Source organism: Amycolatopsis sp. NPDC051716 (assembly GCF_040681595.1).
Lineage (GTDB): Bacteria > Actinomycetota > Actinomycetes > Mycobacteriales > Pseudonocardiaceae > Amycolatopsis.
Map to the genome: position 1 here is coordinate 293,070 of NZ_JBFAZA010000007.1, position 26,946 is coordinate 320,015.

The 26,946-nt window shown below is 69.9% G+C and carries 26 protein-coding genes; 11 read left to right on the forward strand and 15 right to left on the reverse strand.

What is annotated here, in order from left to right:
* Position 1: 1 nt before the first annotated feature.
* From AB0M30_RS12310 to AB0M30_RS12320, 3 genes are all read right to left on the reverse strand, one after another.
* Positions 2–1,852, reverse strand: coding sequence for an HEXXH motif-containing putative peptide modification protein (locus AB0M30_RS12310; protein ID WP_364583166.1), 1,851 nt, complete (start codon positions 1,850–1,852; stop codon positions 2–4).
* A 10-nt stretch (positions 1,853–1,862) separates the two neighbouring features.
* Entirely contained in the window at positions 1,863–2,051 is a 189-nt protein-coding gene (fxsA, locus tag AB0M30_RS12315; protein WP_364583283.1) for an FxSxx-COOH cyclophane-containing RiPP peptide, read from the reverse strand.
* A 103-nt stretch (positions 2,052–2,154) separates the two neighbouring features.
* The gene (locus AB0M30_RS12320) at positions 2,155–3,333 is read right to left on the reverse strand and encodes a TetR/AcrR family transcriptional regulator (RefSeq protein ID WP_364583168.1); all 1,179 of its coding nucleotides are present in this window, start codon (positions 3,331–3,333) and stop codon (positions 2,155–2,157) included.
* 160 nt (positions 3,334–3,493) lie between these two features.
* Between AB0M30_RS12320 and AB0M30_RS12325 the strand changes: the two genes are divergently transcribed.
* The 3 genes from AB0M30_RS12325 (at position 3,494) to AB0M30_RS12335 (ending at position 8,034) form a co-directional block, all read left to right on the forward strand.
* Positions 3,494–4,705, forward strand: a complete 1,212-nt coding sequence (locus AB0M30_RS12325) for an acetyl-CoA C-acetyltransferase (protein ID WP_360173521.1) — start codon at positions 3,494–3,496, stop codon at positions 4,703–4,705.
* A gap of 8 nt (positions 4,706–4,713) precedes the next feature.
* Positions 4,714–6,885 (forward strand): 3-hydroxyacyl-CoA dehydrogenase NAD-binding domain-containing protein, encoded by a 2,172-nt coding sequence (locus tag AB0M30_RS12330; protein WP_364583286.1) that lies wholly within the window; start codon positions 4,714–4,716, stop codon positions 6,883–6,885.
* A 516-nt stretch (positions 6,886–7,401) separates the two neighbouring features.
* A complete protein-coding gene (locus tag AB0M30_RS12335; RefSeq protein WP_364583170.1) occupies positions 7,402–8,034 on the forward strand; it encodes a hypothetical protein in 633 nt (210 codons plus the stop codon).
* 19 nt (positions 8,035–8,053) lie between these two features.
* On the opposite strand, the gene AB0M30_RS12340 is transcribed toward AB0M30_RS12335, so the two are convergent.
* From AB0M30_RS12340 to AB0M30_RS12350, 3 genes are all read right to left on the reverse strand, one after another.
* A complete protein-coding gene (locus AB0M30_RS12340) occupies positions 8,054–10,105 on the reverse strand; it encodes an MMPL family transporter (RefSeq protein ID WP_364583173.1) in 2,052 nt (683 codons plus the stop codon).
* A 114-nt stretch (positions 10,106–10,219) separates the two neighbouring features.
* The gene (locus tag AB0M30_RS12345; RefSeq protein ID WP_364583176.1) at positions 10,220–10,885 is read right to left on the reverse strand and encodes a response regulator transcription factor; all 666 of its coding nucleotides are present in this window, start codon (positions 10,883–10,885) and stop codon (positions 10,220–10,222) included.
* Between the two features lie 7 nt (positions 10,886–10,892).
* Positions 10,893–11,960: a sensor histidine kinase gene (locus AB0M30_RS12350; RefSeq protein ID WP_364583178.1), complete on the reverse strand. Its 1,068-nt coding sequence runs from the start codon at positions 11,958–11,960 to the stop codon at positions 10,893–10,895.
* A gap of 86 nt (positions 11,961–12,046) precedes the next feature.
* On the opposite strand from AB0M30_RS12350, the gene AB0M30_RS12355 reads away from it, so the two are divergent.
* A complete protein-coding gene (locus AB0M30_RS12355) occupies positions 12,047–12,532 on the forward strand; it encodes a DUF3761 domain-containing protein (protein ID WP_364583181.1) in 486 nt (161 codons plus the stop codon).
* Positions 12,533–12,619: 87 nt separating this feature from the next.
* Positions 12,620–14,035 carry an MFS transporter gene (locus AB0M30_RS12360; RefSeq protein WP_364583184.1) on the forward strand — a complete coding sequence of 472 codons (1,416 nt, stop codon included), beginning with the start codon at positions 12,620–12,622 and terminating at the stop codon, positions 14,033–14,035.
* Between the two features lie 12 nt (positions 14,036–14,047).
* On the opposite strand, the gene AB0M30_RS12365 is transcribed toward AB0M30_RS12360, so the two are convergent.
* Positions 14,048–14,746, reverse strand: coding sequence for a type II toxin-antitoxin system prevent-host-death family antitoxin (locus AB0M30_RS12365; RefSeq protein WP_364583187.1), 699 nt, complete (start codon positions 14,744–14,746; stop codon positions 14,048–14,050).
* A gap of 126 nt (positions 14,747–14,872) precedes the next feature.
* Here AB0M30_RS12365 and AB0M30_RS12370 point away from each other — a divergent pair, with 126 nt between their 5' ends.
* Entirely contained in the window at positions 14,873–15,082 is a 210-nt protein-coding gene (locus AB0M30_RS12370) for a hypothetical protein (protein WP_364583190.1), read from the forward strand.
* A 16-nt stretch (positions 15,083–15,098) separates the two neighbouring features.
* Here the strand turns inward: AB0M30_RS12370 and AB0M30_RS12375 are convergent, their stop codons facing one another.
* From AB0M30_RS12375 to AB0M30_RS12400, 6 genes are all read right to left on the reverse strand, one after another.
* Positions 15,099–15,905: an SAM-dependent methyltransferase gene (locus AB0M30_RS12375; RefSeq protein WP_364583192.1), complete on the reverse strand. Its 807-nt coding sequence runs from the start codon at positions 15,903–15,905 to the stop codon at positions 15,099–15,101.
* A gap of 40 nt (positions 15,906–15,945) precedes the next feature.
* Complete coding sequence (locus tag AB0M30_RS12380; protein WP_364583195.1) at positions 15,946–16,761, reverse strand: SAM-dependent methyltransferase; 816 nt, start codon at positions 16,759–16,761, stop codon at positions 15,946–15,948.
* 19 nt (positions 16,762–16,780) lie between these two features.
* Positions 16,781–18,343: an acetolactate synthase large subunit gene (locus tag AB0M30_RS12385; RefSeq protein ID WP_364583197.1), complete on the reverse strand. Its 1,563-nt coding sequence runs from the start codon at positions 18,341–18,343 to the stop codon at positions 16,781–16,783.
* Positions 18,340–19,725 carry an FAD-binding oxidoreductase gene (locus AB0M30_RS12390; protein WP_364583200.1) on the reverse strand — a complete coding sequence of 462 codons (1,386 nt, stop codon included), beginning with the start codon at positions 19,723–19,725 and terminating at the stop codon, positions 18,340–18,342. Before AB0M30_RS12390 ends, AB0M30_RS12385 begins: the two co-directional genes overlap by 4 nt.
* 108 nt (positions 19,726–19,833) lie before the next feature.
* Positions 19,834–20,310 carry a roadblock/LC7 domain-containing protein gene (locus AB0M30_RS12395; RefSeq protein WP_364583289.1) on the reverse strand — a complete coding sequence of 159 codons (477 nt, stop codon included), beginning with the start codon at positions 20,308–20,310 and terminating at the stop codon, positions 19,834–19,836.
* A 5-nt stretch (positions 20,311–20,315) separates the two neighbouring features.
* Positions 20,316–20,687: a hypothetical protein gene (locus AB0M30_RS12400; RefSeq protein WP_103334771.1), complete on the reverse strand. Its 372-nt coding sequence runs from the start codon at positions 20,685–20,687 to the stop codon at positions 20,316–20,318.
* Between the two features lie 213 nt (positions 20,688–20,900).
* Between AB0M30_RS12400 and AB0M30_RS12405 the strand changes: the two genes are divergently transcribed.
* On the forward strand, positions 20,901–21,722 hold the full coding sequence (locus tag AB0M30_RS12405; RefSeq protein WP_364583203.1) for an aldo/keto reductase: 822 nt from the start codon (positions 20,901–20,903) through the stop codon (positions 21,720–21,722).
* A gap of 52 nt (positions 21,723–21,774) precedes the next feature.
* On the opposite strand, the gene AB0M30_RS12410 is transcribed toward AB0M30_RS12405, so the two are convergent.
* Positions 21,775–22,272 (reverse strand): DUF3830 family protein, encoded by a 498-nt coding sequence (locus tag AB0M30_RS12410; RefSeq protein WP_364583205.1) that lies wholly within the window; start codon positions 22,270–22,272, stop codon positions 21,775–21,777.
* 2 nt (positions 22,273–22,274) lie between these two features.
* The gene (locus AB0M30_RS12415; RefSeq protein ID WP_364583208.1) at positions 22,275–23,531 is read right to left on the reverse strand and encodes an aminotransferase class III-fold pyridoxal phosphate-dependent enzyme; all 1,257 of its coding nucleotides are present in this window, start codon (positions 23,529–23,531) and stop codon (positions 22,275–22,277) included.
* Between the two features lie 91 nt (positions 23,532–23,622).
* Here AB0M30_RS12415 and AB0M30_RS12420 point away from each other — a divergent pair, with 91 nt between their 5' ends.
* The 4 genes from AB0M30_RS12420 to AB0M30_RS12435 form a co-directional block, all read left to right on the forward strand.
* Positions 23,623–25,086, forward strand: coding sequence for an NAD-dependent succinate-semialdehyde dehydrogenase (locus tag AB0M30_RS12420; RefSeq protein WP_364583211.1), 1,464 nt, complete (start codon positions 23,623–23,625; stop codon positions 25,084–25,086).
* Positions 25,083–26,141, forward strand: a complete 1,059-nt coding sequence (locus tag AB0M30_RS12425) for a tartrate dehydrogenase (RefSeq protein WP_364583214.1) — start codon at positions 25,083–25,085, stop codon at positions 26,139–26,141. Before AB0M30_RS12420 ends, AB0M30_RS12425 begins: the two co-directional genes overlap by 4 nt.
* A gap of 61 nt (positions 26,142–26,202) precedes the next feature.
* Positions 26,203–26,667, forward strand: a complete 465-nt coding sequence (locus AB0M30_RS12430; protein ID WP_364583217.1) for a DUF4262 domain-containing protein — start codon at positions 26,203–26,205, stop codon at positions 26,665–26,667.
* An 85-nt stretch (positions 26,668–26,752) separates the two neighbouring features.
* On the forward strand, positions 26,753–26,946 hold a 194-nt coding region (locus AB0M30_RS12435), incomplete at its 3' end, for a hypothetical protein (RefSeq protein WP_364583219.1).

A 26,946-nucleotide genomic window follows, 5' to 3' on the forward strand; every position in this document is an offset into this window, starting at 1 on the left:
ATCAGCTGCGGGCCGGCCGGGTGCCGGTCCGCAGCCAGCCGAGCCAGCCCGCGAGTTCGTCCGGCGTGTCCGGCGCGGTGCCGCCGGCCGCCAGCCGGCGGTACACCGCGCGGACGAGCTCCGGCTGGTGCAGCAGCACGGACCCGGCCGGCCCGGTCCCGGACCGGGAAAGGGCGAGGCCGAGTCCCGTCCAGGCCGTCGGGCTGTCCGGATCGGCGGACAGCTCCGCGCGGTAGCCCTCGGCGGCTTCGGCGAACCGGCCCGAAACGCCGGCGAAGTCGGCCGTGGTCGCCCCCGGCACTTCCGGCCAGTGCCGGGCGAATCCGGCGGGATCGTTGAGGGCGAGCCGGGTCAGGTCCAGCCGGGCGTGGTGCCACGGGCCGTCGGGCACCGGCGTCGGGTCGGCGTCGGGCAGGAAGCCGAGCGCCGGCCGGGGTCGCCCGGCCGACCAGGCTTCGGCCAGGGCCCGCACGACCAGCGGGTCGGGCCGCAGGTGGCGCAGCCGCCAGCCGGCGTAGTGGTCGAGCAGGGCCGTGCTGGCCGCGGCGGCCTGGGGCGTCGGCACCGGTTCGCGCAGCCACGGTCCGAGCTGCTCGGCGATCCGGCGCAGGAACCGCCGTCCGTCGATGGTCAGCCCGGGGTCGGCCCGGAGCACCTCCAGGACCTGCCAGACCGCTTGCCGCCAGTAGGCGAATTCGAACTCGGCGATGCGCTGGAACGGTTCGTCGTCGAACCGGGCCAGCGCGCGCCAGAACGCCGTGACGCCGAAAAAGGCATACACGCCTTGGAAAACGCCACCGATCGGCCGCGGATCGTCGCGCCACGCGGTGTAGAACCGCTCGGCCGGGTCGTCACCGTGCATTTGCCGCAGGTGCATCAACCCGCTGAGCCGGTTGTGCTGGAACTCGTGCACCAGCGAGGCGGCGAGCGACGCGGCATCGGCGGGTCGCGAAATGACGGCACTGCCGAACGCCTCGCCACTCGACGCGCTGGTGATGCGGAACGGCTGCATCGGCCGCGGGACGAGGGAACTGAACCCGACCGGGAACGCGTCCGCCGTGTCAGGCAGGCAGCGGACGATCAGCCGCCAGGCGTCGTCGAGCAGGCGCGTCCAGTTCTCCCGTTCGTCCGCCGGAAGCCGTTGGGGGAGCACGGGTTCGAAGGAACCGCGGTACGGGTCGAGGTCGTCGAGGCGCAGGGACAGCACGCGGTCACCCGAAACCGCCGTCACCTGGCGCAGACCCCACCAGCCCGGCCCGTCCGTGGCCGGGTCGGCGGGTGCCCGGACGATCTCCCGGCCGTTGTCCAGTTCCAGCACGGCTCCGGTCCGGCGGACTTCCGCCACCATCCATTCGGTGCCGGCCCGGAAACGCGCCAATCCGAGACCGGGGAGCATCGCGGTGCCGGCCCAGACGGGGATGGTCGCGGTGAAGTCGAGACCGGCGCGGATCGCCGCCGCGGCCGCCAGCGCGTGCAGGTGGCCGGTGTGCACCCACAGCGGGCAGACGCCGGTGATCTGCTTGCGCAGCAACCGGATCGTGTAGCCGGCCCACGTGCCGGTGTACGGGTGCCCGAGCAGGAGGTCGACGGCTTCCGGGGCCGAGTTCTGCACCCGGGTCAGCAGATCCCAGGCGTCGTCCGGGGGTGCGAGCGGACCGCGTGCCGCCGGGTCCTTCGCGACGAGGTCCGTGATCGCGCGCAGCAGGAGCAATCTCCGGCTGCGTTCCGCTTCGCGCAGGAGCCGCATCGCACCGATGTCGCCGGTTCCGTTCGCGATCGCGTCGAAATCCGCCGTCCCGATCCGGTGCACCGGCAGTTCGCCCCGTGTCACGTGTTCCTGGCGCGCCGGCATGACGGCACTGCTAGTGGTGCCAGCTGTCGTCGCGCTTCTGATCGCAGAACTGCGGCGCAGCCGATTGTTCGACCACCCGGCGCAAAGCGCGTTGCAACTCCGGGCTGTTCATGGTGCGCAGTGCGCTGAGCGGCACCGCGCTCAGGTCGACCAGTGGTGCGCCCGGGTTCGCGTGTTCGAGAACTGTGTTCATGTCCATCCCCACTCACGAACGAAAACGGCCGAGTCGCCACGTCCATGATGCCTGATCGGCGGCCCCGGCAGGAAGGGCGGAAGGTAGTGAACTGATCGGCATTCGGGGTTCAGGCGACGCCGAGGACCGTGTGCAGCAACGCCGTCAGCTCGGCTTCGAAGTTCGGCCGGGCCGCCACCCGGCGCGTGCGGGCCAGGTCGTTGGCGATCGTCAGCGCTGCGTGGACCATGATTTTCGCTTCCCGTACCGGCAACTCGGGGCGCACCGCCGACAGCAGCGTCACCCACTGGGCCACATAATCGCGCTGCACCCGCAGCAGATCCACCTTGTCCCGGTCCGGCATCGTCACCCGGTCCGCCGAGAACGACACCAGCAGTTCCGGCGTGTGCAGAATCGTGTGCACGTACGACGCCGCCAGCCGGCGCAGGGCCGAGCGCTCGTCCGAGGTCTGCAGCGCGAGTTCGGCCGCCAGGGCCAGCCTGTCCGCCGCCCGGTGGCCGATCGCGACCATCAGTGCCGCTTTGCTGGGGAAGTGGCGGTACACGCTCGGGCCCGCGATGCCCGCCGCCGCGCCGATGTCCTCCATGCTCACCGCGTGGAAGCCGCGCTGGGCGAACAGGGCCGTTGCCTCCGCCAAGACCTGCTCGCGGCGTGACGGGGTGCCGAGGCTCACCGCCGGGGTGGCGGGCGGCGCCGCCGGCGAAGGCAGTGTGGCGTTCAGCACATCGAGGGCCAGCTCGACCAGCAGCTGGGCGAAGCGGCGGCGGGCCACCGACGTGTGGTGGACCGACACACTGCCGAACACCGACAGCGCGGCCCAGCAGAGCAGCTCCGCGTCCTCGGCGCCCAAGTCGGGGCGCCGGGTCAGCAGGGCCTTCGACCACGCCGCCAGCGCCAGTGCCGATCGGCGGGCGATCTCGCGCTGGTCCTCCTTCGGCAGATGCCGGCCCTCCCAGCGCCACAACGCCGCTATCTCGCGCCGCTCGACCGCCTGGGAGGCGAGCCGCGTCAGGAGGGATTCCAGCTGGTCAGACGGCGGCACTGAGTCCGATAGCGCCGAAGCCGTCGCCTCCTCCATGTCCTCGAAGCCGCTCAGGACGACGTACGCCAGGATCGCCTGCTTGTCCGCGAAGTGGCGGTACAACGCCGGGCCGGTCACCCCCGCCGCGTCCGCGATGTCCTTGATCGACACCCCCGGGAAGCCGCGGGCGCGGAACAGCTCCGCCGCCACCGCGGCCAGCTGGGCCTTGCGGTCGCGGGGGCGCGAGCTGCGTTCGACGTCGGTCATGGTGAGTGAACGATAGCGGCTGATGGCACACCCGCAAGCCATTGACACCATGGGGTTATCCGGAGATATGTTAATGGGCATTAGCCCTACTGGCCGGTATAGTCGGCTGCGACACGGCTTAGGCACAACGACGTCCGACACGCTCGCGAGGAGATGTTCTGTGAGTAGCGAGGCCTACATCTACGAGGCGATCCGCACGCCTCGCGGCAAGAACAAGGGCGGTGCCCTGCACGGCACCAAGCCGGTCGACCTGGTGGTCGGCCTGATCAACGAACTCAAGGTCCGCCACCCGAACCTCGACCCCGCCGTGATCGACGACGTCGTACTGGGTGTCGTCTCGCCGGTCGGCGAGCAGGGCGCGGTCATCGCGCGCACCGCCGCGCTGAACGCCGGCCTGCCCGAGACCGTCGCCGGCGTGCAGCTCAACCGCTTCTGCGCCTCCGGCCTGGAGGCCACGAACACCGCCGCGCAGAAGGTCCGCTCCGGGTGGGACAACCTGGTCATCGCCGGTGGCGTCGAGTCGATGTCGCGCGTGCCGATGGGCTCCGACGGCGGCGCGCTGTTCATGGACCCGGCCACCGCCTACGACAACTACATCGTCCCGCAGGGCACCGGCGCCGACCTGATCGCGACCATCGAGGGCTTCTCCCGCGAGGACGTCGACCGCTGGGCCGTCCGCTCGCAGGACCGGGCCGAGGCGGCCTGGTCCGGTGGCTACTTCGCCAAGTCCGTCGTGCCGGTCAAGGACATCAACGGCGTGACCGTGCTGGACCACGACGAGCACCGCCGTCCCGGGTCCACCGTCGAGAGCCTCGGCAAGCTCAAGCCCGCCTTCGCCGGTATCGGCGAGCTGGGCGGCTTCGACGCCGTGGCGCTGCAGAAGTACCACTCGGTCGAGAAGATCAACCACGTCCACACCGGCGGCAACTCCTCCGGCATCGTCGACGGCGCCGCGCTGGTGCTGGTCGGTTCCGAGCAGATCGGCAAGACCTTCGGGCTGACGCCGCGCGCCCGGATCGTGGCGACCGCGTCGATCGGCTCCGAGCCGACGATCATGCTCACCGGCCCCACGCCGGCCACCGAAAAGGTCTTGAAGACCGCGGGCCTCAAGCCCGAGGACATCGACCTGTGGGAGCTCAACGAGGCGTTCGCGTCCGTCGTGCTCAAGTGGATCAAGGACCTGCACCTCGACGAGGAGAAGGTCAACGTCAACGGCGGCGCGATCGCCATGGGTCACCCGCTCGGCGCCACCGGCGCGATGCTGGTCGGCACCGTGGTCGACGAGCTCGAACGCCGCCAGGCGCGCCGCGCCCTGGTGACCCTGTGCATCGGCGGCGGCATGGGCGTCGCGACCATCATCGAGCGGGTGTGAGGACCACAATGGCCGAGAGCAAGACCATCCGCTGGGAGCAGGATTCCGACGGCATCGTCACCCTGACCCTGGACGACCCGAACCAGTCGGCGAACACGATGAACGCCGCCTTCCGCGAGTCGCTGGGCGTCACCGTGGACCGCCTGGAGGCCGAGAAGGACTCCATCACCGGCGTCGTCATCACGTCCGCGAAGAAGACGTTCTTCGCCGGCGGCGACCTGAACGACCTCATCCAGGCCAAGCCCGAGCATGCGGCCGAGCTGACCGAGGGCAGCTCCCTGATGAAGGGGCAGATGCGCCGCATCGAGCAGCTCGGCAAGCCGGTCGTCGCGGCGATCAACGGCGCCGCGCTCGGCGGTGGCCTGGAGATCGCGCTGGCGACGCACCACCGCATCGCCGCCGACGTCAAGGGCAGCCAGATCGGCCTGCCCGAGGTGACGCTGGGCCTGCTGCCCGGCGGCGGCGGTGTCGTGCGCACTGTCCGATTGCTGGGTATCCAGAGCGCGCTGCTGAACGTCCTGCTGCAGGGCCAGCGGCACCGCCCGGCCAAGGCGCTCGAACTCGGCCTCGTGCACGAGCTCGTCGGCTCGGTCGAGGAGCTCGTCCCCGCCGCGAAGGCGTGGATCAAGGCGAACCCCGAGGGCGGCGTCCAGCCGTGGGACGTCAAGGGCTACAAGATCCCCGGCGGCACCCCCTCGAACCCGAGCTTCGCGGCCAACCTGCCGGCGTTCCCGGCGAACCTGCGCAAGCAGATCAAGGGCGCGAACATGCCGGCGCCGCGGGCGATCCTGGCCGCCGCGATCGAGGGCGCCCAGGTCGACGTCGACACCGCGCTCCAGATCGAGACGCGCTACTTCATCCACCTCGCCACCGGCCAGGTCTCGAAGAACATGACGAAGGCGTTCTTCTTCGACCTGCAGACCATCAACTCCGGCGGCTCGCGGCCGGACGGCTTCGAGAAGTACACGGCCAAGAAGGTCGGTGTGCTCGGCGCCGGGATGATGGGTGCGGCGATCGCGTACGTGTCCGCGAAGGCCGGCATCGACGTCGTCCTCAAGGACGTCTCGCAGGAGGCGGCCGAGAAGGGCAAGGGCTACGCGGTCAAGCTCGAGGAGAAGGCCCTCTCGCGCGGCAAGACCACGCAGGAGAAGTCGGACGTGCTGCTGGCGAAGATCAAGCCGACCGGTGACCCGGCCGACTTCGCGGGCGTCGACTTCGTCATCGAGGCCGTGTTCGAGAGCGTCGAGCTGAAGCACAAGGTGTTCGGCGAGATCGAAAGCGTCGTCAACGCCGACGCGGTGCTGGGTTCCAACACCTCGACGCTGCCGATCACCACCCTCGCCGAGGGCGTGCAGCGGACCGAGGACTTCATCGGGATCCACTTCTTCTCGCCGGTGGACAAGATGCCGCTGGTCGAGATCATCTGCGGCGAGAAGACGTCTCCGGCGACGCTGGCGAAGGTCTTCGACTACACGCTGCAGATCAAGAAGACCCCGATCGTCGTCAACGACAGCCGCGGCTTCTTCACCTCGCGGGTGATCGGCACGTTCATCAACGAGGCCGTCGCCGCGCTGGGCGAGGGCGTCGAGCCGGCGTCGATCGAGCAGGCGGGTGCGCAGGCCGGCTACCCGGCGCCGCCGCTGCAGCTGATGGACGAGCTGACGCTGACCCTGCCGCGCAAGATCCGCAAGGAGACCCGCGAGGCGATCGAGGCCGCGGGCGGCACGTGGAAGGCGCACGCGTCCGAGGCCGTGATCGACCGGATGGTCGAGGAGTTCGACCGCAAGGGCCGTTCGACGGGCGCGGGCTTCTACGAGTACGGAGACGACGGCAAGCGGACCGGGCTGTGGCCGGGCCTGCGCGACGCGTTCAAGTCCGGCTCGGCCGAGGTGCCGTTCGAGGACCTCAAGGAGCGGATGCTCTTCGCCGAGGCACTCGAAACGGTGAAGTGCTTCGACGAGGGCGTGCTGACGTCGGTGGCGGACGCCAACATCGGCTCGATCTTCGGCATCGGGTTCCCGGCTTGGACGGGTGGTGTCATCCAGTACATCAACCAGTACGAGGGTGGCCTGCAGGGGTTCGTGGACCGGTCGCGTGAACTCGCGGCTCGGTACGGCGACCACTTCGAGCCGCCCGCTTCGCTCGTGGATAAGGCCGCCAAGGGCGAGATCTTCGAGTAGGCACTGACTGACTGAAGGGGCTCTCCTCGGGTGAGGAGGGCCCCTTCGGTGCGTTTCGGGCCGGACGCTGTGGCTGGATAGGGGGCACTTGCTCGGCGTTTCCCGGTGCCGTCATCATCGGCAACGGCGAACGGGACTTCCCGCCCGCGTTCCGGCTCGCCACCCAGCTGGTGGCGGTACCGGGTGGACTTCGGCATCGCTCGTGCCCTGCAGTCGGATCTGCTTCCGGGCTCCGTGACACCCGATCCGGTGTTCGCTGCCGCCACTGCGTCGGATATCGCCCTTGAGAGTGACCTCATGCGTGCGCTACCCGGTCCGTATATCCTGCGCCGACGGGTGGGAAGCTACGATGCCGGGCATTGGTCAACACGGCGGCGGCACTATGATCCCGGCGGTGAGTGAGACGACGTCGAGGCACCCAGGCGGGGGTTCCTCGAGAGGACAGTCAGTCGAGCGTCGATGACACTGGCGTCGGACTCAGGACCAATGCTCTCGTGCATGAGGAAGGACCACCAAATGAAACAGCTCCAGTTGCCGTTTCAGTTGGTGTCCTCCGTGGCGAATCCGTTGCAGGTTTCCGACCTCGACGCAAACTGGCCGATATTGGTCACAGGTGTTGGTTTTGGCGCCCTGGTCGTGATCGTAGCAATCATCTGTCGTCGAATTTTTATTCGATTGCGAGTTCGTCGTAAGGAGCGGTCCGGTCAGGAAGCCGCAGTTCGGGAGCGCGCTGCGGAGATGGATCGCAAAGAGACGTGGCGAGCGGAGTATGTCGAAACCGGGCGGCTGCTCGATAAGGGCGAGAAAATCGTGTACCGATTGCGCGAAGCGGATCCCTTCAATAAATTCGACATCGCCGAACTGGGTATCCGCCCTTTTCGAATCAAGGCCTTGCGGCTCGCCGGCCGGGGGGATGAAGCTCTGCGTAAGCCGCTGCAGATCCTCGCCGACCTGGCCGAAGAACTTGACAGGATCGAAGTTCCGGATGCGAGCAGAATAATTTCGAGTTCAGCGGCGCCGGAAGTCGCTCTGTCGGAGGCGTATCGACTGGTGTTTCAACAATGCCTCCTTGTCGCGGAAATGGCTGAGGAGATCGAGCGCACCCGGCAGATACTCCGTCGAGAGTGGCCCATTCAATCAGCCGAGTGATCGGCTCGACCTGGAAGTGTCACGGCTCCAGCGCGAAGTGCGGGAGTCGCCGGTCCAGCCACCGCGGCAGCCACCAGGCCGTGGCCCCGAGCAGCCGCATGATCGCCGGGACGAGCAGGCAGCGGATCACCAGCGCGTCCAGCAGCACCGCGACCGCCAGGCCGAGGCCGAACTGGGCCAGCATCCGGGACGGGTCCAGCAGGAACGCGCCGAACACCAGGACCATGATGGCGCCGGCCGCGGTGATCACGGCGCCTGTCGAGGCGAGGCCTTCGCGGACCGCCAGCCGCGCGTCGCCGGTTCGCCGCCACTCCTCGTGCATCCGGGACACCAGGAACACCTCGTAGTCCATCGACAGGCCGAAGACGATCGCGAAGATCATCACCGGCACGAACGCCTCGATCGGGCCCGGCTGCGCGCCGAACCAGCCGTCGCCGAACACCAGGGTCATCACGCCGAGGGAGGCGCCGATGCTCAGCAGGTTCAGCAGCGCCGCCTTGAGCGGGATCAGGATCGACCGGAACACCACCATGAGCAGCAACGCCGAGAGCCCGACGACGACCAGCACGAACAGCGGCAGCCGATCGGCGACGGCACCGGCGAAGTCGGTCGCGGCCGCGACCGAACCGCCGACGAGGTAGTGACCCGGCAGCGTCGGCAGGACGTCGGCGCGCAGGCGCGTCACCAGTGCGGCGGTCGCTTCGTCCTGCGGTGACGTCGTCGGGAAGACCAGGACGGTCTTGCCCGTCGGCGGCAGGACCCGGGCGATGCCCGGGGTGTCCGCGAGTTTCCGCTGCAGCGCGACGGTGTCGCCGTCTTCGGTGACGATCGCGAGCGGGCCGGTGAAGCCCGGGCCGAAGCCCTCGGCCAGCAGGTCGTAGGCCTGCCGCGTGGTGGATCCGGCCGGGTCGGTGCTCGCGTCGGCGAACCCGAGGCGCATCCCCGCGGCCGGAATGGACAGTCCGATGAGGACGGTCAAGCCGATGGCGAGCGGCGCCAGCGGACGGCGCTGGACGCCGTCGGCGAGCCGCCGCCAGGCCTTGCCGTGTTCCTTCCGGGCAGCGTGCCGGCGGATGCCGCGTTCGAGCCGCTTGCCGAACAGCGACAGCAGCGCGGGCAGGAGCGTGACGGACGCGAGCATCGTCATCAGGACGGTGAGCGCGACGGCCAGCGCGACCCCGCGCAGGCCGCCGAGTCCCAGCGCGAGGAGGCCGAGCAGAGCGATGATCACGGTCGTCCCGGCGAACAGCACCGAGCGGCCGGCGGTGTCGAGCGCCCGCCGCGCGGCCGCGTCACGGTCGTGGCCGGCGAGGATTTCGTTGCGGTAGCGGGAAAAGATCAGCAGCGCGTAGTCGACGCCGACACCGAACCCGACCAGCATCATCAGCGGCGAGGTGTAGCTCGCGATGTCGACGAAGTGCGAAACGACCGTGATCACGCCCAGTGTGCTGCCGACGGCGAACACCGCGGTGAGCACCGGCAACCCGGCCGCGAGCAGGGAGCGGAACAGGAACACGAGGATGACCAGCGCGGCGAGCAGGCCGACGCCCTCCGCGGGGCCGCCGCTCTCGGAGATCCGCTCGATCGGGTCCCCGGCGAGCGCGACTTCGACCGGCCCGGCCCGCTTGGCCGTGTCGGCGAACTTCACGATGTCGTCGTAGGGGAGGTCGGTCGAGGCCGCGTCGAAGGTGACGGTGGCGTAGCCGATCCGCCCGTCGGCCGAGAGCGTCTCGAGCGGCTCGGTCACCGATCGCACGTGCGGCAGGGACCGGACTTCGCCGAGCATGGTGGCGATCGGCGCGCGGTTCGCGGCGAGCCCGCCGTCGGCCTTCAGCACGATCTGCGCGCTCGCGCCCGATTGGGCGGTGTGGTCGAGCAGGTCCACGACCTGCTGGGATTCGGTGCCGGGCAACGAGTTGTCGTCGTGGAACGCGCTGCCGGCCAGCTGCGAGGTGAACGTGACGCCGATGAGGATCAGCGCCCAGAGCGCGACGGCGAGCCACCGGTGGCGTTGCGCCCAGCCGGCCAGCCGCGCCAGGGCGCCGCCGGGGGTACGAGTGATGGTGTCCATGGTGGACAAGGATTCGCGAGCGGGGCCCTACCGCGCGTCGCGCAGCGGTGGACACTTCACGTCCTCCCGGCGGTGTCCCTTAAGGCCGTTCCCGTACTCCCGGGGGAGTACGGGTCAGGGTGCCAGCCACCGCGGCGTCACCGCGCCGGACTCGTAGGCGAGGACGACCAGCTGCGCGCGGTCGTGCGTGCCGGTCTTGGTCATGATGCGGCTGACGTGCGTCTTCGCCGTCGCCGGGCTGAGGGTGAGCTCGCGCGCGATGTCGTCGTTCGACAGCCCGGCCGCGACCAGGGACAGCACTTCGCGCTCGCGGTCGGTGAGCCGGTCGAGCGCGGGCGACGGCGCTGGGCGGGTACCGCGCGCGGCGAATTCCGCGATCAGCCGCCGGGTGATCGACGGCGCCAGCAGCGCGTCGCCGCGGGCGACCACGCGCACCGCGTGGATCAGCTCCTCGGGTTCGGTGTCCTTGACCAGGAACCCGCTCGCGCCCGCCCGCAGCGCGCCGTAGACGTCCTCGTCGAGGTCGAACGTCGTGAGGATGACGACCTTGGTGTGCACGCCCGGGTCTTCGAGGAGGTGGCGGGTCGCGGCGAGGCCGTCGAGCACCGGCATCCGGATGTCCATCAGCACGACGTCGGGGTGGTGTTCGTGGGCGGCCTGCAGTGCCTCGCGGCCGTCCGCCGCCTCGGCCACGACCGTGATGCCGTCCTCCCCGTCCAAAATGGACCGGAAGCCGGCGCGGACGAGCCGCTGGTCGTCGACGAGCAGGACCCGGATCATCGGCCCATCATCGCACCGGCAGCCGGGCCCGCACCCGGTAGCCGCCGTCTTCGCGTGGCGCCGCGGTCAGTTCGCCGCCGAGCGCCCGCGCGCGTTCGGTCATCCCGCGGATGCCGTTGCCCGCCGGGGCCGTGCCGCCGCGTCCGTCGTCGTCGACCGCCACGGTCAGCTCGTCAGGGCCATAGCCGAGCCGGACGATGACGGTCTTCGCGCCGGCGTGCTTGGCGACGTTCGTCAGTGCCTCCTGCACCACCCGGAACGCCGCGTGCTCGACGTCCGGTGGCAGCTCCCGGGCGACGCCGTCGATCTCGGTGCGCACGGTCAGCCCGGACGCGCCGACGGATTCGGCCAGCTCCGCCACCCGCTGAAGGCTCGGGCCGCCGGTCCGGCGGAGCATGCCGAGCGTCGCGCGCAACTCCTGGAGTGCGGTCTTGCTGGCGTCCTTGATCGCCCCGAGCGCTTCCTCGGCCTGCCCGGGGTCACGGCGGTGCAGCGCGGCACCGGCCTGGACGTTGATCAGCGCGAGGTGGTGGCCGAGGACGTCGTGCAGTTCGCGGGCGATGCGCAGGCGTTCGTCGGTCGCGCGCGCCCGGGCCTCGGCCTCCTTGGTGCGCTCGGCCTCGGCGCGGTAGTGCGCGACGGCACCCCCGGCGACCAGGGCGACGAACCAGCCGGTCATCAGGAAGAACGCGAAGTTGTCGACGTGCCGCCCGGTCCGCGAACTGATTTCGCCGGCCGTGACACCCGCCATCGCGGCGACGACGAGCGACGCGGCCCCGCGGATGCGGCCGGCCGCGGCGGCGTTGTAGAGCGCGTAGGCGAAGGCGAGCAGGACGAGGCCGTCGGGATCGGTGAGGGGGTAGTAGAGCGCGCAGCAGCCGAGCGCGAACCCGGCGACGCTCAGCGGGTACCGGCGCCGGAAGAAGAGGGCGGCGCAGCAGAGGATGGTGAGCACCCACCCGAGCGCGGCGTGGTGGGCGGGCTTGGCGCCGTCGTTGAGGACGGCGAAGAGCGAGCCGACGAGCACCGCGACGACGACCGCGAGCTCGGCTGCGTACCGCCGTAGCCAGGACATCCGCCGAGTCTAGGCGGCGGCCGTTGTAACAAAGGGTCTCCGCGCCCCGACTACGCGGCATTGTTTCGTGGCGCTAAGGAGTCTCGGTGAACAAGAAGCTGGCGTGGGTTTTCGCCGCGGGTCTGCTGGTCGCGGGCTGTGGCGCCGGCGCGGTGCCGCAGCAGAACACCGGGCACCTGGGCGTGGTGGACGCTCCGGCGTCGACCTCTTCGACGCCCGCGTATTCCGTTCCGGTCACGACCGAGGCCCCACCCACGACGTCCGAGGCACCCACCGTCACCAGCGTGCCGACGACACCGCAGGCCGTCGCGCCCAAGGCGACCGCGCCCAAGGTGACCGCCCCGAAGACGACGGCGCCGAAGCCGGTGGCGCCGAGGACCACCGCGCAGGCCGCGCCCGCGCCTGCCGAATGCGGCGCCGACTACTACCGCAACTCGGACGGCAACTGCGTCCACCGGCCCAGCGACAACCCCGCCGGCGCGACGGCCCTGTGCAAGGACGGCACCTACAGCTACAGCCAGCACCGCTCGGGCACCTGCTCGGGCCACGGAGGCGTCCGAACCTGGTTGTGACGAGAACCGCCATCCGGGCAGAAATCCCTCAGTGCGTAGGTACAGTGCATGAAGTTGCATGATGCGTACTAAGTACACACTGGGGGTGTGGTGGTGTCCCGTTCCGCGCCGTCCGGTCGCGCGATCGTCGTGGTGCTCGCCTCGTGCGGGCTCGTCGCGTCGTTCATGCAGACGCTGGTCGTGCCGCTGATCCCGGTCTTCCCGCGGCTGCTGCACGTCCCGGCGGCCGACGCGTCCTGGGTGGTCACCGTGACGCTGCTGGCCGCGTCCGTGATCACCCCGGTCAGCGGGCGGCTCGGCGACCTGTACGGCAAGCGGCGGATGATCCTCGTGAGCCTCGGGCTGCTGATCGCCGGCTCGGTCGTGTCCGCGACGACGAGCGCGCTCGCGTTCCAGATCCTCGGCCGCGGGCTGCAGGGTTGCGCGATGGGCGTGATCCCGCTCGGCATCAGCATCATGCGTGACGAGCTGCCGCCCGAACGCGTCGGCGGCGCCATCTCGCTGATGAGCGCGACGCTCGGGGTCGGCGGGGCCATCGGCCTGCCGGTCGCGGCCGTGGTCGCCGAGAACGCCGACTGGCACGCGCTCTTCTGGACCGCCGCCGGGCTCGGGCTGGCGTGCGCGCTGCTGATCCTCACCGTGGTGCCCGAGTCGTCGGTGCGCACGCCCGCGCCGTTCGACTACTTCGGCGCGTTCGGCCTCGCCGCCGGGCTGCTCTGCCTGCTGCTGCCGGTGGTCAAGGGCGGCACTTGGGGCTGGGCCAGCGCGCCGACGCTCGGGCTGGCCGCGGCCGCCGTCGTCATCCTGCTCGGGTGGGGCGCCTACCAGCTGCGCCGCCGCGATCCGCTGGTCGACCTGCGGGTGTCCGCCCGCCGCCCGGTGCTGTTCACGAACTTCGCGTCGATCATGGTCGGCTTCGCGCTGTACGCCATGGCGTTGTCGTTCCCGCAGCTGCTGCAGGCGCCGGCGTCGACCGGCTACGGACTGGGCCAGACGATGGTCGAGTCCGGTCTCACCCTGGCCCCGAACGGCCTGGTGATGATGCTGCTTTCGCCGGTCTCGGCGCGGCTCATCGCCCGGTTCGGCCCCCGCCCGACGCTGATGAGCGGCGCGCTGGTGATCGCCGCCGGGTACGCGTTCGCGATCGTGCTGATGGACAACGCGCTCGAGCTGATCACGGCGTCGGTGATCATCGGGGCCGGCGTCGGCATCGCGTACGCGGCGATGCCCGCGCTGATCATGGGTTCGGTGCCGGTCACCGAAACGGCGTCGGCGAACGGCCTGAACTCCCTGATGCGCTCGGTCGGCACGGCGATCTCCAGCGCCGTGATGGCGGCGATGCTGGCCCAGCTGACGATCAGCGTGGGCGGGCTGCCGGTGCCGTCGCTGGCCGGCTTCCGCGCGACGTTCGCGGTGGCGGCGGGCGCCGCGCTCGCGGGTGCGCTGCTGGCGGCGCTGGTCCCGAAGCGGCGGACCGCGCCGGAGCTGGTCGTCGTGGGTTGAGGGCCCAAACGTCTACATCGTCTGATGATCAGCGCGGAATTTCTCCTCGATTTCATACATGATTCCTTCGGCTGTTCCGCTGCCGTGAATGGTGTTGATCAAGTAGCAGAGCTCGTAAAGTGCAATCACCCAGAGGAGCGCCTCGCGTCCGTTGATCGCCCTCGGTATTTGAATGCGATGCTCGGTGGCAAAGCCATGTACTTGTGCGGCCCACAGGCTTCCGACGACGAATGGAAGTTCTGCGTGTGCTGCCTCGCTGATTTGCCTGTGCAGCCTGTGAACGAGATATTCGGCGACCAACTTGGTCTCTGTGCTGCCGTCTTTCATTTCGCAGGGAATTTCCCCGCGGCCAAGCCCTGATCCTGGCAGGATAATGTCGATCATTAGTATGCAGGCGCCGGCTATGCCGGGTCGGTTGGGAGGAAGCTCGTTCGGGATTATGCGGATTGAGTCATCGTTGATAAGCATTTCCTCGATTAATTTGATAGTGATATTCAATGCGCCTGGAAATGGTGGCCCATTGTTGCCGCGAACTGCCAAAATGCTCTCTGCGATGTCCGGGCTGACCAGGGCACTTATTCGCCTTCCGTGGCGCGATATGTGGACAATCTGATCACCTGTTTGAGTGGCGTTCAATAGTGTTGTGAACTGTTGGCGAGCTTCTCGGATGCCAACCTCGGATTCACTGATCACGTTTTCGAACCAGGGCATGCGGTGAAGCTAGCACGCCGGGAACTCTGCGGCGGGTGCCGATGTGTACACATCGAAAAAGCGAAGTTTTTCGCGCCGCGTGCATACTGGCCGTAGCTTGTACGGCAGCTGAAAGGAAGAGCCGAGGTGGAGACCGAACCCGGACATGACGAGGTGCAGAATCATCACCACCCGGCACGCCGCTCGATCATGAGACTGGCCGTGTCGGATTGGGGCGCGACCGCACGCCTCGTCGTGCTGATGGCCGTAGGTGTGCTGCTCGTCGCCCTGGCCATCGGGCTACTCCAAGTCGACGTCGTCGTCGGCCCGGTGCAGATCACCCACCACACGTGGTGAAGGAGCTGGTCGCCGTCTAGTTCTTGCGCGCCACCAGAGCCAGGCCGCCGCACTCCGTGGGGTCGGGCGGCATTTCCGCGGGGTCCTCCGGGCGCCACTCGGGGATGAACACGATGCCCGGGTCGACGATCTCGAAGCCGTCGACCAGGGCCCGGAGCTCGTCGGCCGAGCGCGGCGTCACCGGATTCGCGCTCTTCTGGTACATCGCGACGGCGCGGGCCGTGTCGTCGCTCTGCTGCTCGTAGGTGGCCGAGGACAAGGCGAGGTAGCTGCCGGGCGCGAGCGCGTCGCGGTAGGCGGCGATCAGCCGGGCCGGGTCGCGCTCGTCCGGGATGAAGTGCACGAACAGCGCCATCACCACCATCACCGGCTGGTCCAGGTCCAGCATCATCTCGGTGATGTCGTGTTCGAGGACGTCGTCGGGGAACTCGGCGTCGGCGTGCACCATGGCCGCGTTCTCGTTGTCCTCCAGCACGATCTCGCTGTGCGCCACGGCGACCGGCTCGTTGTCGACGTAGACGACCCGCGCCTTCGGGTCGACGGACTGGGCCACCTCGTGCACGTGTCCCACGGTCGGCATGCCGGAGCCGATGTCGAGGAACTGCCGGATGCCCTGGTCCAGCCCGAACCGGATGGCCCGGCGCAGCCACTGCCGGTTGAGCCGCGCCCGCTCACGCGCGTTCGGCTGCGCGGCCAGCACCTGCTCGGCGAACATCCGGTCGACGGCGTAGTTGAGCTGCCCGCCGAGGATGTAGTCGTACACGCGCGCGGCGTTGGGCTTGTCGAGGTCGATGCCCCGCCGCGCGTACTCGTCTTCGCTCATCCGCCGCTCCCCGGAGTCAGGTGTGACGCGAGAATAGCCGTCAGCCGGCGCGCTGGTCCTTGCGGACCACCAGCGCGAGCTGGCTCGCCCGCTCAGGGTGGTCGCCGGCCTGGCCGGGGTCGTCCGGCCGCCACTCGGGGGTGAAGACGATCCCCGGCGGCACGAGCTCGTAGCCGTCCACCAGCGCGCGCAGCTCGTCACGTGATCGCGCGACGACGTCGGTGCCGCTCTTGCGGTACAGCTCCGCCGCGCGCCGGACCTCCTCGCCCTGGCCCTCGAACGTGCCCGACGACAGCGCCAGGCAACTGCCCGGGACCAGCGGGCCGAGGTAGGCGGCGATCAACCCGGCCGGGTCGCGCGAGTCCGGGATGAAGTGGATGAACGCCGCCATGATCACCATCACCGGCTTGCCGAAGTCCAGCAGCCGCTCGGTCGTCGGGTGCTCGAGGACGGAGTCCGGGACTTCGGCGTCGGCCTGCACCATTTCCGCGTTGTCGTTGTCCTTCAGCACGATCTCGCTGTGCGCGACCGCGACCGGCTCGTTGTCCACGTAGACCACGCGGGCTTCCGGGTCGATCGCCTGGACGACTTCGTGCACGTGCCCCACGGTCGGCATGCCCGAGCCGATGTCGAGGAACTGGCGGATGCCCTGCTCGACACCGAACCGGACGGCGCGGCGCAGCCACCGCCGGTTCAGCAGGGCCAGGTCCCTGGACTCCGGCCGCACCTCGAGGATCCGCTCCGCGAACTCCCGGTCGATGGCGTAGTTCAGCTTGCCGCCGATCAGGTAGTCGTACACGCGAGCCGCGTTGGGCTTGTCGAAGTCGATTCCGCGCTTCGCGTGCTCGTCGGTCATCGGGCGAGGATAGTCGGGTTCAGAGCAGCGGCGGCACCGCCGCATCGATGAGATGCGGGCCGGGCTCGGCGAAGGCCCGCTGCAGCTGTTCGGCGAGTTCTTCGGCGGTGGTCGCGCGCGATGCGGGCACGCCCATGCCCTCCGCGATCTTCACGAAGTCCATGTCCGGCCGGGAAAGGTCGAGCAGGTCGTTCGCCTTCGGGCCGCCCGAGGCCGCGCCGACGCGCTGCAGCTCCAGTCGCAGGATCGCGTACGCGCGGTTGTTGAGCAGCACCGTCGTGACGTTCAGGTTCTCCCGCGCCTGCGTCCACAGCGCCGAAATCGTGTACAGCGCACTGCCGTCGGACTGCAGGTTCAGCACCGGCCGGTCCGGCGCCGCGACGGCCGCCCCGGTCGCCACCGGCATGCCGTAGCCGATCGCGCCGCCGGTCAGCGTGAGGACGTCGTGCCGCGGCGCCCCGGCCGTCGCCATCGGCAGCAGCAGGCCGGACGTGTTGGCCTCGTCGGCGATGATCGCGTTGTCCGGCAGCAGCGCGCCGATCACCTCGACCCAGTTCTGCGGGGTCAGCGGGCCGCTGGGCAGCGCCGGCCGGGCCGCCTCCGCCAGCACGGGCTCGGTGTCCGCGGCGACCAGATCGGCGACCTCGGCCAGCGCGCGCGTGACGTCCTGCCCGACCGACGCCAGCGTGTGCACCCGGGCGCCTTCGGGGACCAGATCGCTCGCCTTGCCCGGGTAGGCGAAGAAGGACACCGGTGCCTTCGTGCCCGCGACGATGACGTGCTTGATCCCGTCGAGCTGGTAGGCGACCTGCTCGGCGAGGTAGCCGAGCCGCTCGATCGACGGCAGCCCGGCGCCGCGCTCCAGGCGCGCCGGGAACGTCTCGACGAACACCTTGGCGCCGGTCGCGGCGCCGATGCGGCTCGCCGCACGCAGGCCGTCCTCGCGGCACGCGCCGCCGCCGATGAGCAGCGCGACCGGCTCCCCGGTGCCGAACACCGCGGCGATGTCCTTGACGGTCGTGGCGTCGACGGCCTGCGGCACGCGCGGCGGGATCGGCGCACACGTCTCGCCGCCCTCGCCCCAGGACGCGTCGGCGGGCAGGATCAGCGTCGCGACGCGGCCGGGCGCGTCCTGCGCGGCGGCGACCGCGGCGGCGGCGTCCGCCCCGACGTCCTTGGTGTGCTCGGAGCGGCGCACCCAGCCTTCCAGCGAGCCCGCGACGGCCTCGATGTCCGACTCCAGCGGCGCGTCGTACTGCTTGTGGTAGGTCGCGTGGTCGCCGACGACGTTGACGATCGGCGTGTTCGCCCGGCGCGCGTTGTGCAGGTTCGCCAGGCCGTTGCCCAGGCCGGGGCCGAGGTGCAGCAGAGTCGCGGCGGGCTTGCCCGCGATCCGCGCGTACCCGTCGGCCGCACCGGTGACGACGCCTTCGAACAGCGCGAGCACGCCCCGCATTTCGGGGACGGTGTCGAGCGCGGCGACGAAGTGCATCTCCGACGTGCCGGGGTTCGCGAAGCACACCTCGACGCCGGCGTCGACCAGCGTGCGGATCAGGGATTGGGCGCCGTTCAGCTCACTCATGCCGTTCCTTCGGGGAAGAGAACGCCGGGGTTGAGGATCCCGGCGGGGTCGAAGCTCTGCTTGATCCGGCGCATCAGCTCGATCTTCGCCGGGTCTTCGAGTTCCTGGTGGTAGTGCGCTTTGGTGCGGCCGAGGCCGTGCTCGCCGGAGATCGCGCCGCCGAGTTCCATGGCGTACGCGAAGATGCCGGTCAGCAGCTGCTTCCGCTTGGCGTCGTCCTTGCAGAAGATGCCGAGGTGGACGTTGCCGTCACCGGCGTGCCCGCAGCCGATCGCACCGCCGCCGGCGGCCATGGCCAGCTCCCGCGCCTTCGAGATGAACTGCGGCATCGCGGTCCGCGGCACGACGACGTCGATCACGTCGTCGGCGCCGGCCGCTTTCGCGGTCCAGAAAGCCTTCTCGCGCGCTTCGATGAGCTTGCGGGCCGCGTTGCCTTCGAGGACGTAGACGTCGGTGGCGCCCAGTTCGCCGAGCAGCTCGCCGACGGTTTCGACGTCCTCCGCCAGCCGGCCGGCCTCGCGGTTTTCCAGCGCCACCACGAGGTACGCCTCGCTGCTCTCGCGGATCTTGTCCGGCACGCCCAGTTCGAGCTTCTCGTTGTAGACGATGGCCGCCATCGTCAGGTTGTCGATGTACTCGAGGATGTGCGGCGCGAGCCCGCTGGAAAGGATCTCCGGCACGGCGGCCATCACCTGGCCGAAGTCGCCGAAGGGGGCGAGCACCGTGGCGCCGTGGGCCAGCCGCGGGTACAGCTTGACGGTGATTTCGGTGGCCAGCGCGAGGGTGCCCTCGGAGCCGATGATCAGCTGCGTGAGGTCGTAGCCGGTGGAGATCTTCGACGTCTTGCCGCCGGTCCGGATGATCTCGCCGGTCGGCAGCACGGCCTGGAGGCCGAGCACGTTGTTGCGGGTGACGCCGTACTTGACCGCGCGCATCCCGCCGGCGTTGGTCCCGACGTTCCCGCCGACGCTCGCGCTCAGCTCACCGGGGTAGACGGTGTAGCCGAGCCCGGCTTCGGCGGTCTTGGCGTCGAGTTCGGCGAGCGTCACGCCCGGCTGGACGACGGCGACGTGGTTCCCGGTGTCGACTTCGAGGACGGTGTTCATGCGCTCGAAGGAGATCAGCAGCCCGTCCGCCACCGGCCGGGCCGCCCCGGACAGCCCGCTGCCGGAGCCGCGGGCGGTCACGGGGACGTGGTGTTCCGAAGCGGTCTTCAGCAGCTCCGCGACTTCTTCGGTCGTTGCCGGCTTCGCGACGTACGCGGGCTTCTGCGGCTCCGCCGCCAGCGCTTCGTCGTGCGCGTAGTCCTCCGAGATCGCCTCGCCCGTGAGCAGGTTTCTGTCCCCGACGATCTCGGCCAAGCGTGCCGCCACGTCGCCCATCGGCAGTTTCTCCTCCGCGCAGTCGCTGTGGTTACCGCAGCGTAGTACGTACCGGCGGTACGCCGCCATGAAGGATTTTCACGTTTCTGCGCGGAGGAGATCCGGTGGTCAGTTCGCCGTGGTCAAGGCGTCTTGCAGCAGCGCCAGCGCCTGCCGGGCGACGACGTTGAACAGGCCCATGGTCGTGTCCGGCCGGGCGAAGAGGACCAGCAGGATGGCGCCCTGCACGGGAAAGACGCAGACGTGCCCGAGCGAGCCCTGGAACATCGCTCCCCGTGCCTCGCCCAGGCCGGCCTGGTCGATGAACCTCGTGGCGAGCCCGACCGCGGCGGCCGCCATGGCCGCCACGCTGTCGTCTTCGATCTCCTGCGTGTCGCTGGCCAGCAGCAGGCCGTCGCGGCTCGCCAGCAGGAGCCCGGTGATGTTGGCCCGGTCGACCTTGTCGCGGATCTCCTGCAGTGCCTTGGCCACGGCCGCGGCCTCGGGGTGGGACGGCTGGACCTGCTGCGGTGGCGGGAAGTTGTGGGCCGCGCCTTGCCTGCGCGTCGGCAGGGGGATCGGGGTGCCGGGTACCTCGGCGGGCATCCCCGTCACACGACCAGCTCGGCTTCGATGTTCTTCAGGTAGTGCCGCGCCAGCGCGAGGTTGGCCCGTTCCCGGTCCAGGACGAGGTACAGGAACAGCGCGGAGTCGACCTTGGCCGGCCTCAGCAGGCGGATCAGGTGGTACTGGCGGCCCAGGGTGATGAGGATGTCCTCGATCTCGTCGTTGAGCCGGAGGGCGGCGATCACCCGCAGCTTGGAGCGGACGACTTCGGTGTTGCCCGCGGCCGCGGTGTCCAGGTCCAGCCAGTCGCCGCCACCCAGTGTCCCGAGCGCCATCCCGCTTTCGTAGTCGACCAGGGCGGCTCCCACCGCGCCGGAGATGGAAAGGGCTTCCTTCAACGCCGTTTCGATGTTCATGTGGCTCGTCTTCTCCTTGGTCCCGACGCCGCGACGTGCCGACCCCAGTGGTCAGGTCCGATCACCCTAGGGTCGCGTGATCTGTCCGGATATCCCCGAACGGCGTAATCGAACTGCTCTGTTCGCGCTATCAGGTCACGCAGCGTAGAAGTCGAGGATTTAGCTCAGGCTAAATCTCTGGCGGGTGACGGGGATGGCGGCGAAGCTTCCGGCATGACCTCGACGTACACCTTCGAAGACGGCCTTTCCGTGCACCGCTTGGGTTTCGGCGCGATGCGGCTGACCGAGTGGGACCACGTGAAGGACGGCGCCCGGTCCGTCGCGCGCCGCGCGGCCGAGCTCGGCGTGACGTTCTTCGACACCGCCGACGCCTACGACCTGGGCCTGAACGAAGAGCTGCTCGCCGATGCGCTCCACCCGTACCCCGGGCTGCTCATCGCGACGAAGTGCGGGCACGCGCGCCCGAGCCGCGGCGAGTGGGTGCCGCTCGGCCGGCCCGAATACCTCCGGCAGCAGGCGGAACTTTCGTTGCGGCGCCTGCGCGTCGACCGCCTCGACCTGCTGCAGCTGCACCGGCTCGACCCGCAGGTGCCGCTCGCCGACCAGATCGGCGCGCTCGCCCGGCTGCGGGACGAGGGCAAGGTCGCCCGGATCGGGTTGTCCGAGGTCAGCGTCGCGCAGCTGGCCGAAGCGCGCGCCATCGCGCCGATCGCGAGCGTCCAGAACCGCTACAACTTGACCGATCGCGCGTCCGGCGACGTGCTCGGCTATTGCGAGCGCGAGGGCATCGCGTTCGTCCCGTGGCTCCCGATCGCCCGCGGTGACCACGCCACGGCGGGCGGGGTGCTCGCCAAGGTCGCGGCCGGCCTCGGCGCGACGCCCGCGCAGGTGTCCCTCGCCTGGCTGCTGCGCCGGTCACCGGTGGTGATCCCGATCCCGGGGACGTCGTCGATCCCGCACCTGGAGGAAAACTGCGCCGCCGCGGACGTCGCGCTCGCCGACGATGATTTCGAGCAGCTGACCGCGCTGGGCTGACCGCGGTCCGGCCGCGGGGAATCCGCGGCCGGACCGTGTTTCAAGCACTGTTTCAGGCGCGCGCGAACGAGAGCGTCTCGCCCTCGACACCGCGCAGCCACAGGTCCTGCGCGGCCGCCGCCATCTCGGCCAGGCCCTCCTCGATCGTGGCGAACACGTTGCCGGGCACCCAGCCCGCGTCGCCGTTGATCAGCAGGTTGTTGCGGCCGTAGAAGATCGCCAGGTCGGTCGCGCCCTGGTCGCTGTGCGCCTCGCTGTCGTCGTCGTAGCCGTACGCCGGGTTGCCGATTTCCCACGCCTCGAAACCGAAGTAGACGACGTCGCCGGGGATCGGCGTGATCGTCGGGTTCTCCCGGCCCGGCTTGGGTTCGGCGAACGGCGGCACCAGCGTGTAGACCTCGTTGCGCGCGTACTTCGCGTGGTAGGCGGAACCGCTCTGCGGCAGCGCGTCCCAGACCGCTTTGCAGGTCCGCGGTGCTTCGTCGTCCAGCAGCCGGGCGCGGCAGGAGACACCGCGCTTGTCGAGGGTGATCGTGAGGTACCGGGCCATGCTCAGCTCCCCGTGACCGAGGTGACGACCTCGCCCCAGATCCGCAGCGCGTCGTCGACCTGCTCGGCGGTGACGACCAGCGGCGGCACCATCCGGACGACGTTCATGTACGGCCCGCAGGTGAGCAGCAGCAGCCCGCTCTTCGCCGCCGCCTGCTGGGCGGCCTGCGCGGTGGCCGTGTCGGGCTCGCCGTCGGCGGTGCTGAACTCCGAGCCGACCAGCAGCCCGAGCCCGCGCACCTCGCCGATCGCCGGCGTCTTGTCCGCGATCACCCGCGCGCCTTCGAGCAGCTGGCGCCCGCGCTCGGCGGCGTTCCCGACCAGGTTCTCCCGCTGGATGACCTCGAGCGTCGCGATCGCCGCGGCGCACGAAACCGCGTTGCCGCCGTACGTCCCGCCCTGCGAACCCGGGAACGCCTTCGCCATCAGCTCCTGCGAAGCGGCGATGCCGGACAGGGGGAAGCCGCTGGCCAGGCCCTTCGCGATGAGGACGACGTCGGGGGAGACGTCGAAGTGGTCGTGGCCCCAGAACTTCCCGGTGCGGCCGAAGCCGGTCTGGATCTCGTCGACGACGAGCAGGATGCCGTGCCGGTCGGCGCGCTCGCGCAGCCCGGCCAGGAACTCGGTGTTCGCCGGGACGTACCCGCCCTCGCCCAGCACGGGTTCGACGAAGAACGCGGCGGTCTCGTTCGGCGCGCAGACGGTCTGGAACAGGTAGTCCAGCTCGCGCAGGGCGAACTTCGTCGCCGTCTGCTCGTCCCAGCCGTAGTGGTAGGCGTACGGGAACGGCGCGACGTGCACACCGGCCATCAGCGGGCCGATGCCGGCGCTGAACCGCGTCCCGGACGTCGTCATGGTCGCGGCGGCGACCGTCCGGCCGTGGAAGCCACCCTGGAAGACGATGACGTTCGGGCGGTTCGTCGCCTGCCGCGAAAGCCGCAACGCCGCTTCGACGGCTTCACTGCCCGAGTTCGCGTAGAAGAGCGAGTCGAGCCCGCTCGGCAGGACCTCGCCGAGGCGTTCGGTCAATTCGAGGAGCGGCTTGTGCATGACCGTCGTGTACTGGCCGTGGACGAGCTTGCCGATCTGCTCCTGCGCGGCCCGCACGACGTGGGGGTGGCAGTGCCCGGTGCTCGTGACGCCGATGCCGGCGGTGAAGTCGAGGTGGCGTTTGCCCTCGACGTCGTAGAGGTAAACCCCTTCACCGTGGTCGACCACGACGGGCGTTGCCTGCTTGAGCAGCGGAGAGAGCTGGGCCACAGCGTGCTCCTCGGTCGGTCTGGGCGGGTTGTCGATTGTTGACAATATCCATAGCATGGCTCTCGGGACAACACGTGAGGAGCAAGTCGGGATGAGCGCGAGCACCGAGTCCGGCGTCGTCGAGGCGGTCGGCAAGGAACTGTTCATCGGCGGCAAGTGGGTCGCCGCCCAGGGCGGCAAGACCTTCCCGGTGGTCGACCCGGCCACCGGCAACGAGCTTTGTCACGTCGCCGACGCCTCGCCGTCGGACGGCGTCGCGGCGCTGGACGCCGCCGTCGCGGCGCAGGCCGATTTCGCGAAGATGGCCCCCCGCGAGCGCGGCGAAATCCTGCGCCGCGCCTTCGAGCTGCTGATGCAGCGCCAGGAGGAACTGGCGCTGCTGATGACCCTGGAGATGGGCAAGCCGCTCGCCGAGTCGAAGGGCGAGATCGCCTACGCCGCGGAGTTCTTCCGCTGGTTCGCCGAGGAGGCCGTCCGCATCGACGGCGGCTACGCGACCGCCCCCAACGGCGCCGGCCGGTTCCTCATCACGAAGCAGCCGGTCGGGCCGACGCTGCTGATCACGCCGTGGAACTTCCCGATGGCGATGGGCACCCGCAAGATCGGCCCGGCGATCGCCGCGGGCTGCACGTCGGTGATCAAGCCCGCCGCCCAGACGCCGCTGTCGATGCTCGCGCTGGCCGGCATCCTCGCCGAGGCCGGCCTGCCCGAGGGCGTGCTCAACGTCGTCACGACCAGCGACTCCGGCGGCGTGATGGAGCCGCTGATCCGCGACGGCCGCGCCCGCAAGCTCTCCTTCACCGGCTCCACCGGGGTCGGCCGCAAGCTCCTGGAACAGTGCGCCGACAAGGTCCTGCGCACGTCGATGGAGCTGGGCGGCAACGCCCCCTTCCTGGTCTTCGAGGACGCGGACATGGACGCCGCCATCGACGGCGCCATGCAGGCGAAGATGCGCAACATCGGCGAGGCCTGCACCGCGGCGAACCGGTTCTACGTGCAGCGCGGCGTCGTCGAGGAGTTCGCGCGGCGGCTGACCGAGCGCATGCGGGCGCTGCCGATGGGCCGCGGCACCGAGAAGGACGTCGTGGTTGGCCCGCTGATCGACGAGAAGGCCGTCGAGAAGGTGACCGAGCTGGTCAAGGACGCCACCGACCGCGGCGCTCGGATCCTCACCGGCGGCTCGGAGGTCGACGGGCCGGGGCACTTCTACCCGGCCACCGTGCTCACCGACGTCCCGCAGGAAGCGCGGCTGACGCACGAAGAGATCTTCGGGCCGGTCGCCCCGATCACCGCGTTCGACACCGAGGAAGAGGCCATCGCGAAGGCGAACGACACCGAATTCGGGCTCGTTTCCTACCTCTTCACCAGCGATCTCAAGCGCGCGCTGCGGGTCTCGGAGGCCCTGGAAGCCGGCATGATCGGGCTCAACCAGGGCATCGTGTCGAACCCGGCGGCACCGTTCGGCGGGATCAAGCAGTCCGGGCTCGGCCGCGAAGGTGGTTCGGTCGGCATCGAGGAGTTCCTGGAGACCAAGTACATCGCGGTCGCCCTGTGAGCGCGTACCGCCTGGCGAGCATCCCGGGCGACGGGATCGGCGTGGACGTCACGGTCGAGGCCCGCAAGGTCCTCGACCGGGCGGCCGGCCTCTTCGATTTCTCGTTGGAGTGGACCGAGTTCGACTGGAGCTGCGAGCGGTACGCGCGGCTCGGGTCGATGATGCCGGACGACGGGGTTTCGCAGCTCTCGGCGTTCGACGGGATCCTGCTCGGCGCGGTCGGCTTCCCCGGCGTCCCGGACCACGTTTCCCTGTGGGGCCTGCTGATCCCGCTGCGACGCGCGTTCCAGCAGTACGTCAACCTGCGCCCGGTGCGGCTGCTGCCGGGCACGACGTCCGTGCTGGCCGGGCGGAAGGCCGAGGAGCTGGAGCTGGTCATCGTCCGGGAGAACTCCGAAGGGGAGTACTCGGCGATCGGCGGGCGGCACAACGCCGGCCGGCCGGACGAATTCGTGCTGCAGGAGTCGGTTTTCACGCGCGTCGGCGTCACCCGGATCATCCGGTACGCGTTCGAGCTGGCCCGGACGCGGTCTTCCCGCGTCTGCTCGGCGACGAAGTCGAACGGCCTGATCCACTCGATGCCGTTCTGGGACGAGATCTTCGCCGAGGTCGCGGCGGAGTTCCCCGACGTCCACAGTGAACAGATGCACGTGGATGCCCTGGCGGCGCGGATGGTGCAGGCGCCGGACCGGCTCGACATCGTGGTGGCGTCGAACCTCTTCGGCGACATCCTCAGCGACCTCGCCGCCGCGATCACCGGCGGGCTCGGCATGGCGCCGTCCGGCAACATCAACCCATCGGGTGAATTCCCGTCGATGTTCGAGGCGGTCCACGGGAGCGCTCCGGACATCGCGGGGCAAGGGATCGCCAACCCTGTCGCCCAGATCCTGGCGGCCGCGATGCTGGTCGAACACCTGGGCGAAATCGTTGCGGCGCAAGCGATCCGCGCCGCGGTGGACCGGGTGCTCGACGAGGGCCGGGTGCGCACGCCGGACCTCGGCGGCACGGATACCACAGAACGGCTCGGCACGGCGGTGGCCGAAGCGCTGGGCTGAGTTTTTGTCGGTGCCCTCCGGCACGGTGGTTCCCGAGCCCACCGAGGGGGAGGAGACACCGATGTGCTTCGAGTGCGAGAACCGGGACAGATCCGGTTACCTGGAGCGGCTTCGCGGCGGCGTGGCCGAGCGGGGCTGGCTGGTGCAGGGAGTGGAGGGAGCCGGGCCGTACCCGCCGTGGGCCTACACGATCGGCCTGAGCGGGTACGGCCTGCCGGAGCTGGTGGTGACCGGCCTCCCGCCCCTCGCGGCCGGCGGCCTGCTGAACAACCTGGCCGCCCAAGTCCTGCGCGGCTCACCACCGACGGCGGGCGAGCGCATCCCGCTGCCCGACGGCCCCCTGGTCGAGGTCGTCGAGCTCACGGAGCCGTCGGTGCACCTGGTGTTCGCGGCGGCGCTGTACGACCCGGAAATCCGCGCGCTGCAACTGGTCCACGCGGACGCCCAGGGCCGCTTCCCCTGGTCCCCCGACTACCGTGACGGCCGCGCCGGCCAGCCGGTCCTAGGACCCCGCCATGCCCACTAACCAGCCCCACTCGCCCCCCGAATTCCCCCACCAGCCACCCGAGTCGACCCTTCAATCACGCGAGTCGACTCTCCAATCACGCGAGATGCCCGCCCAATCACGGGAGTTGCCCGCCCAGCCACGCGCGTCGTCCACTCAGGTACGCGAGTCGACCGTCCAAGTACGCGAGTCGACCGTCCAGGTACGCGCGTCGTCCACTCAGGTACGCGAGTCGACCGTCCAAGTACGCGAGTCGACCGTCCAGGTACGCGCGTCGTCCACTCAGGTACGCGAGTCGAC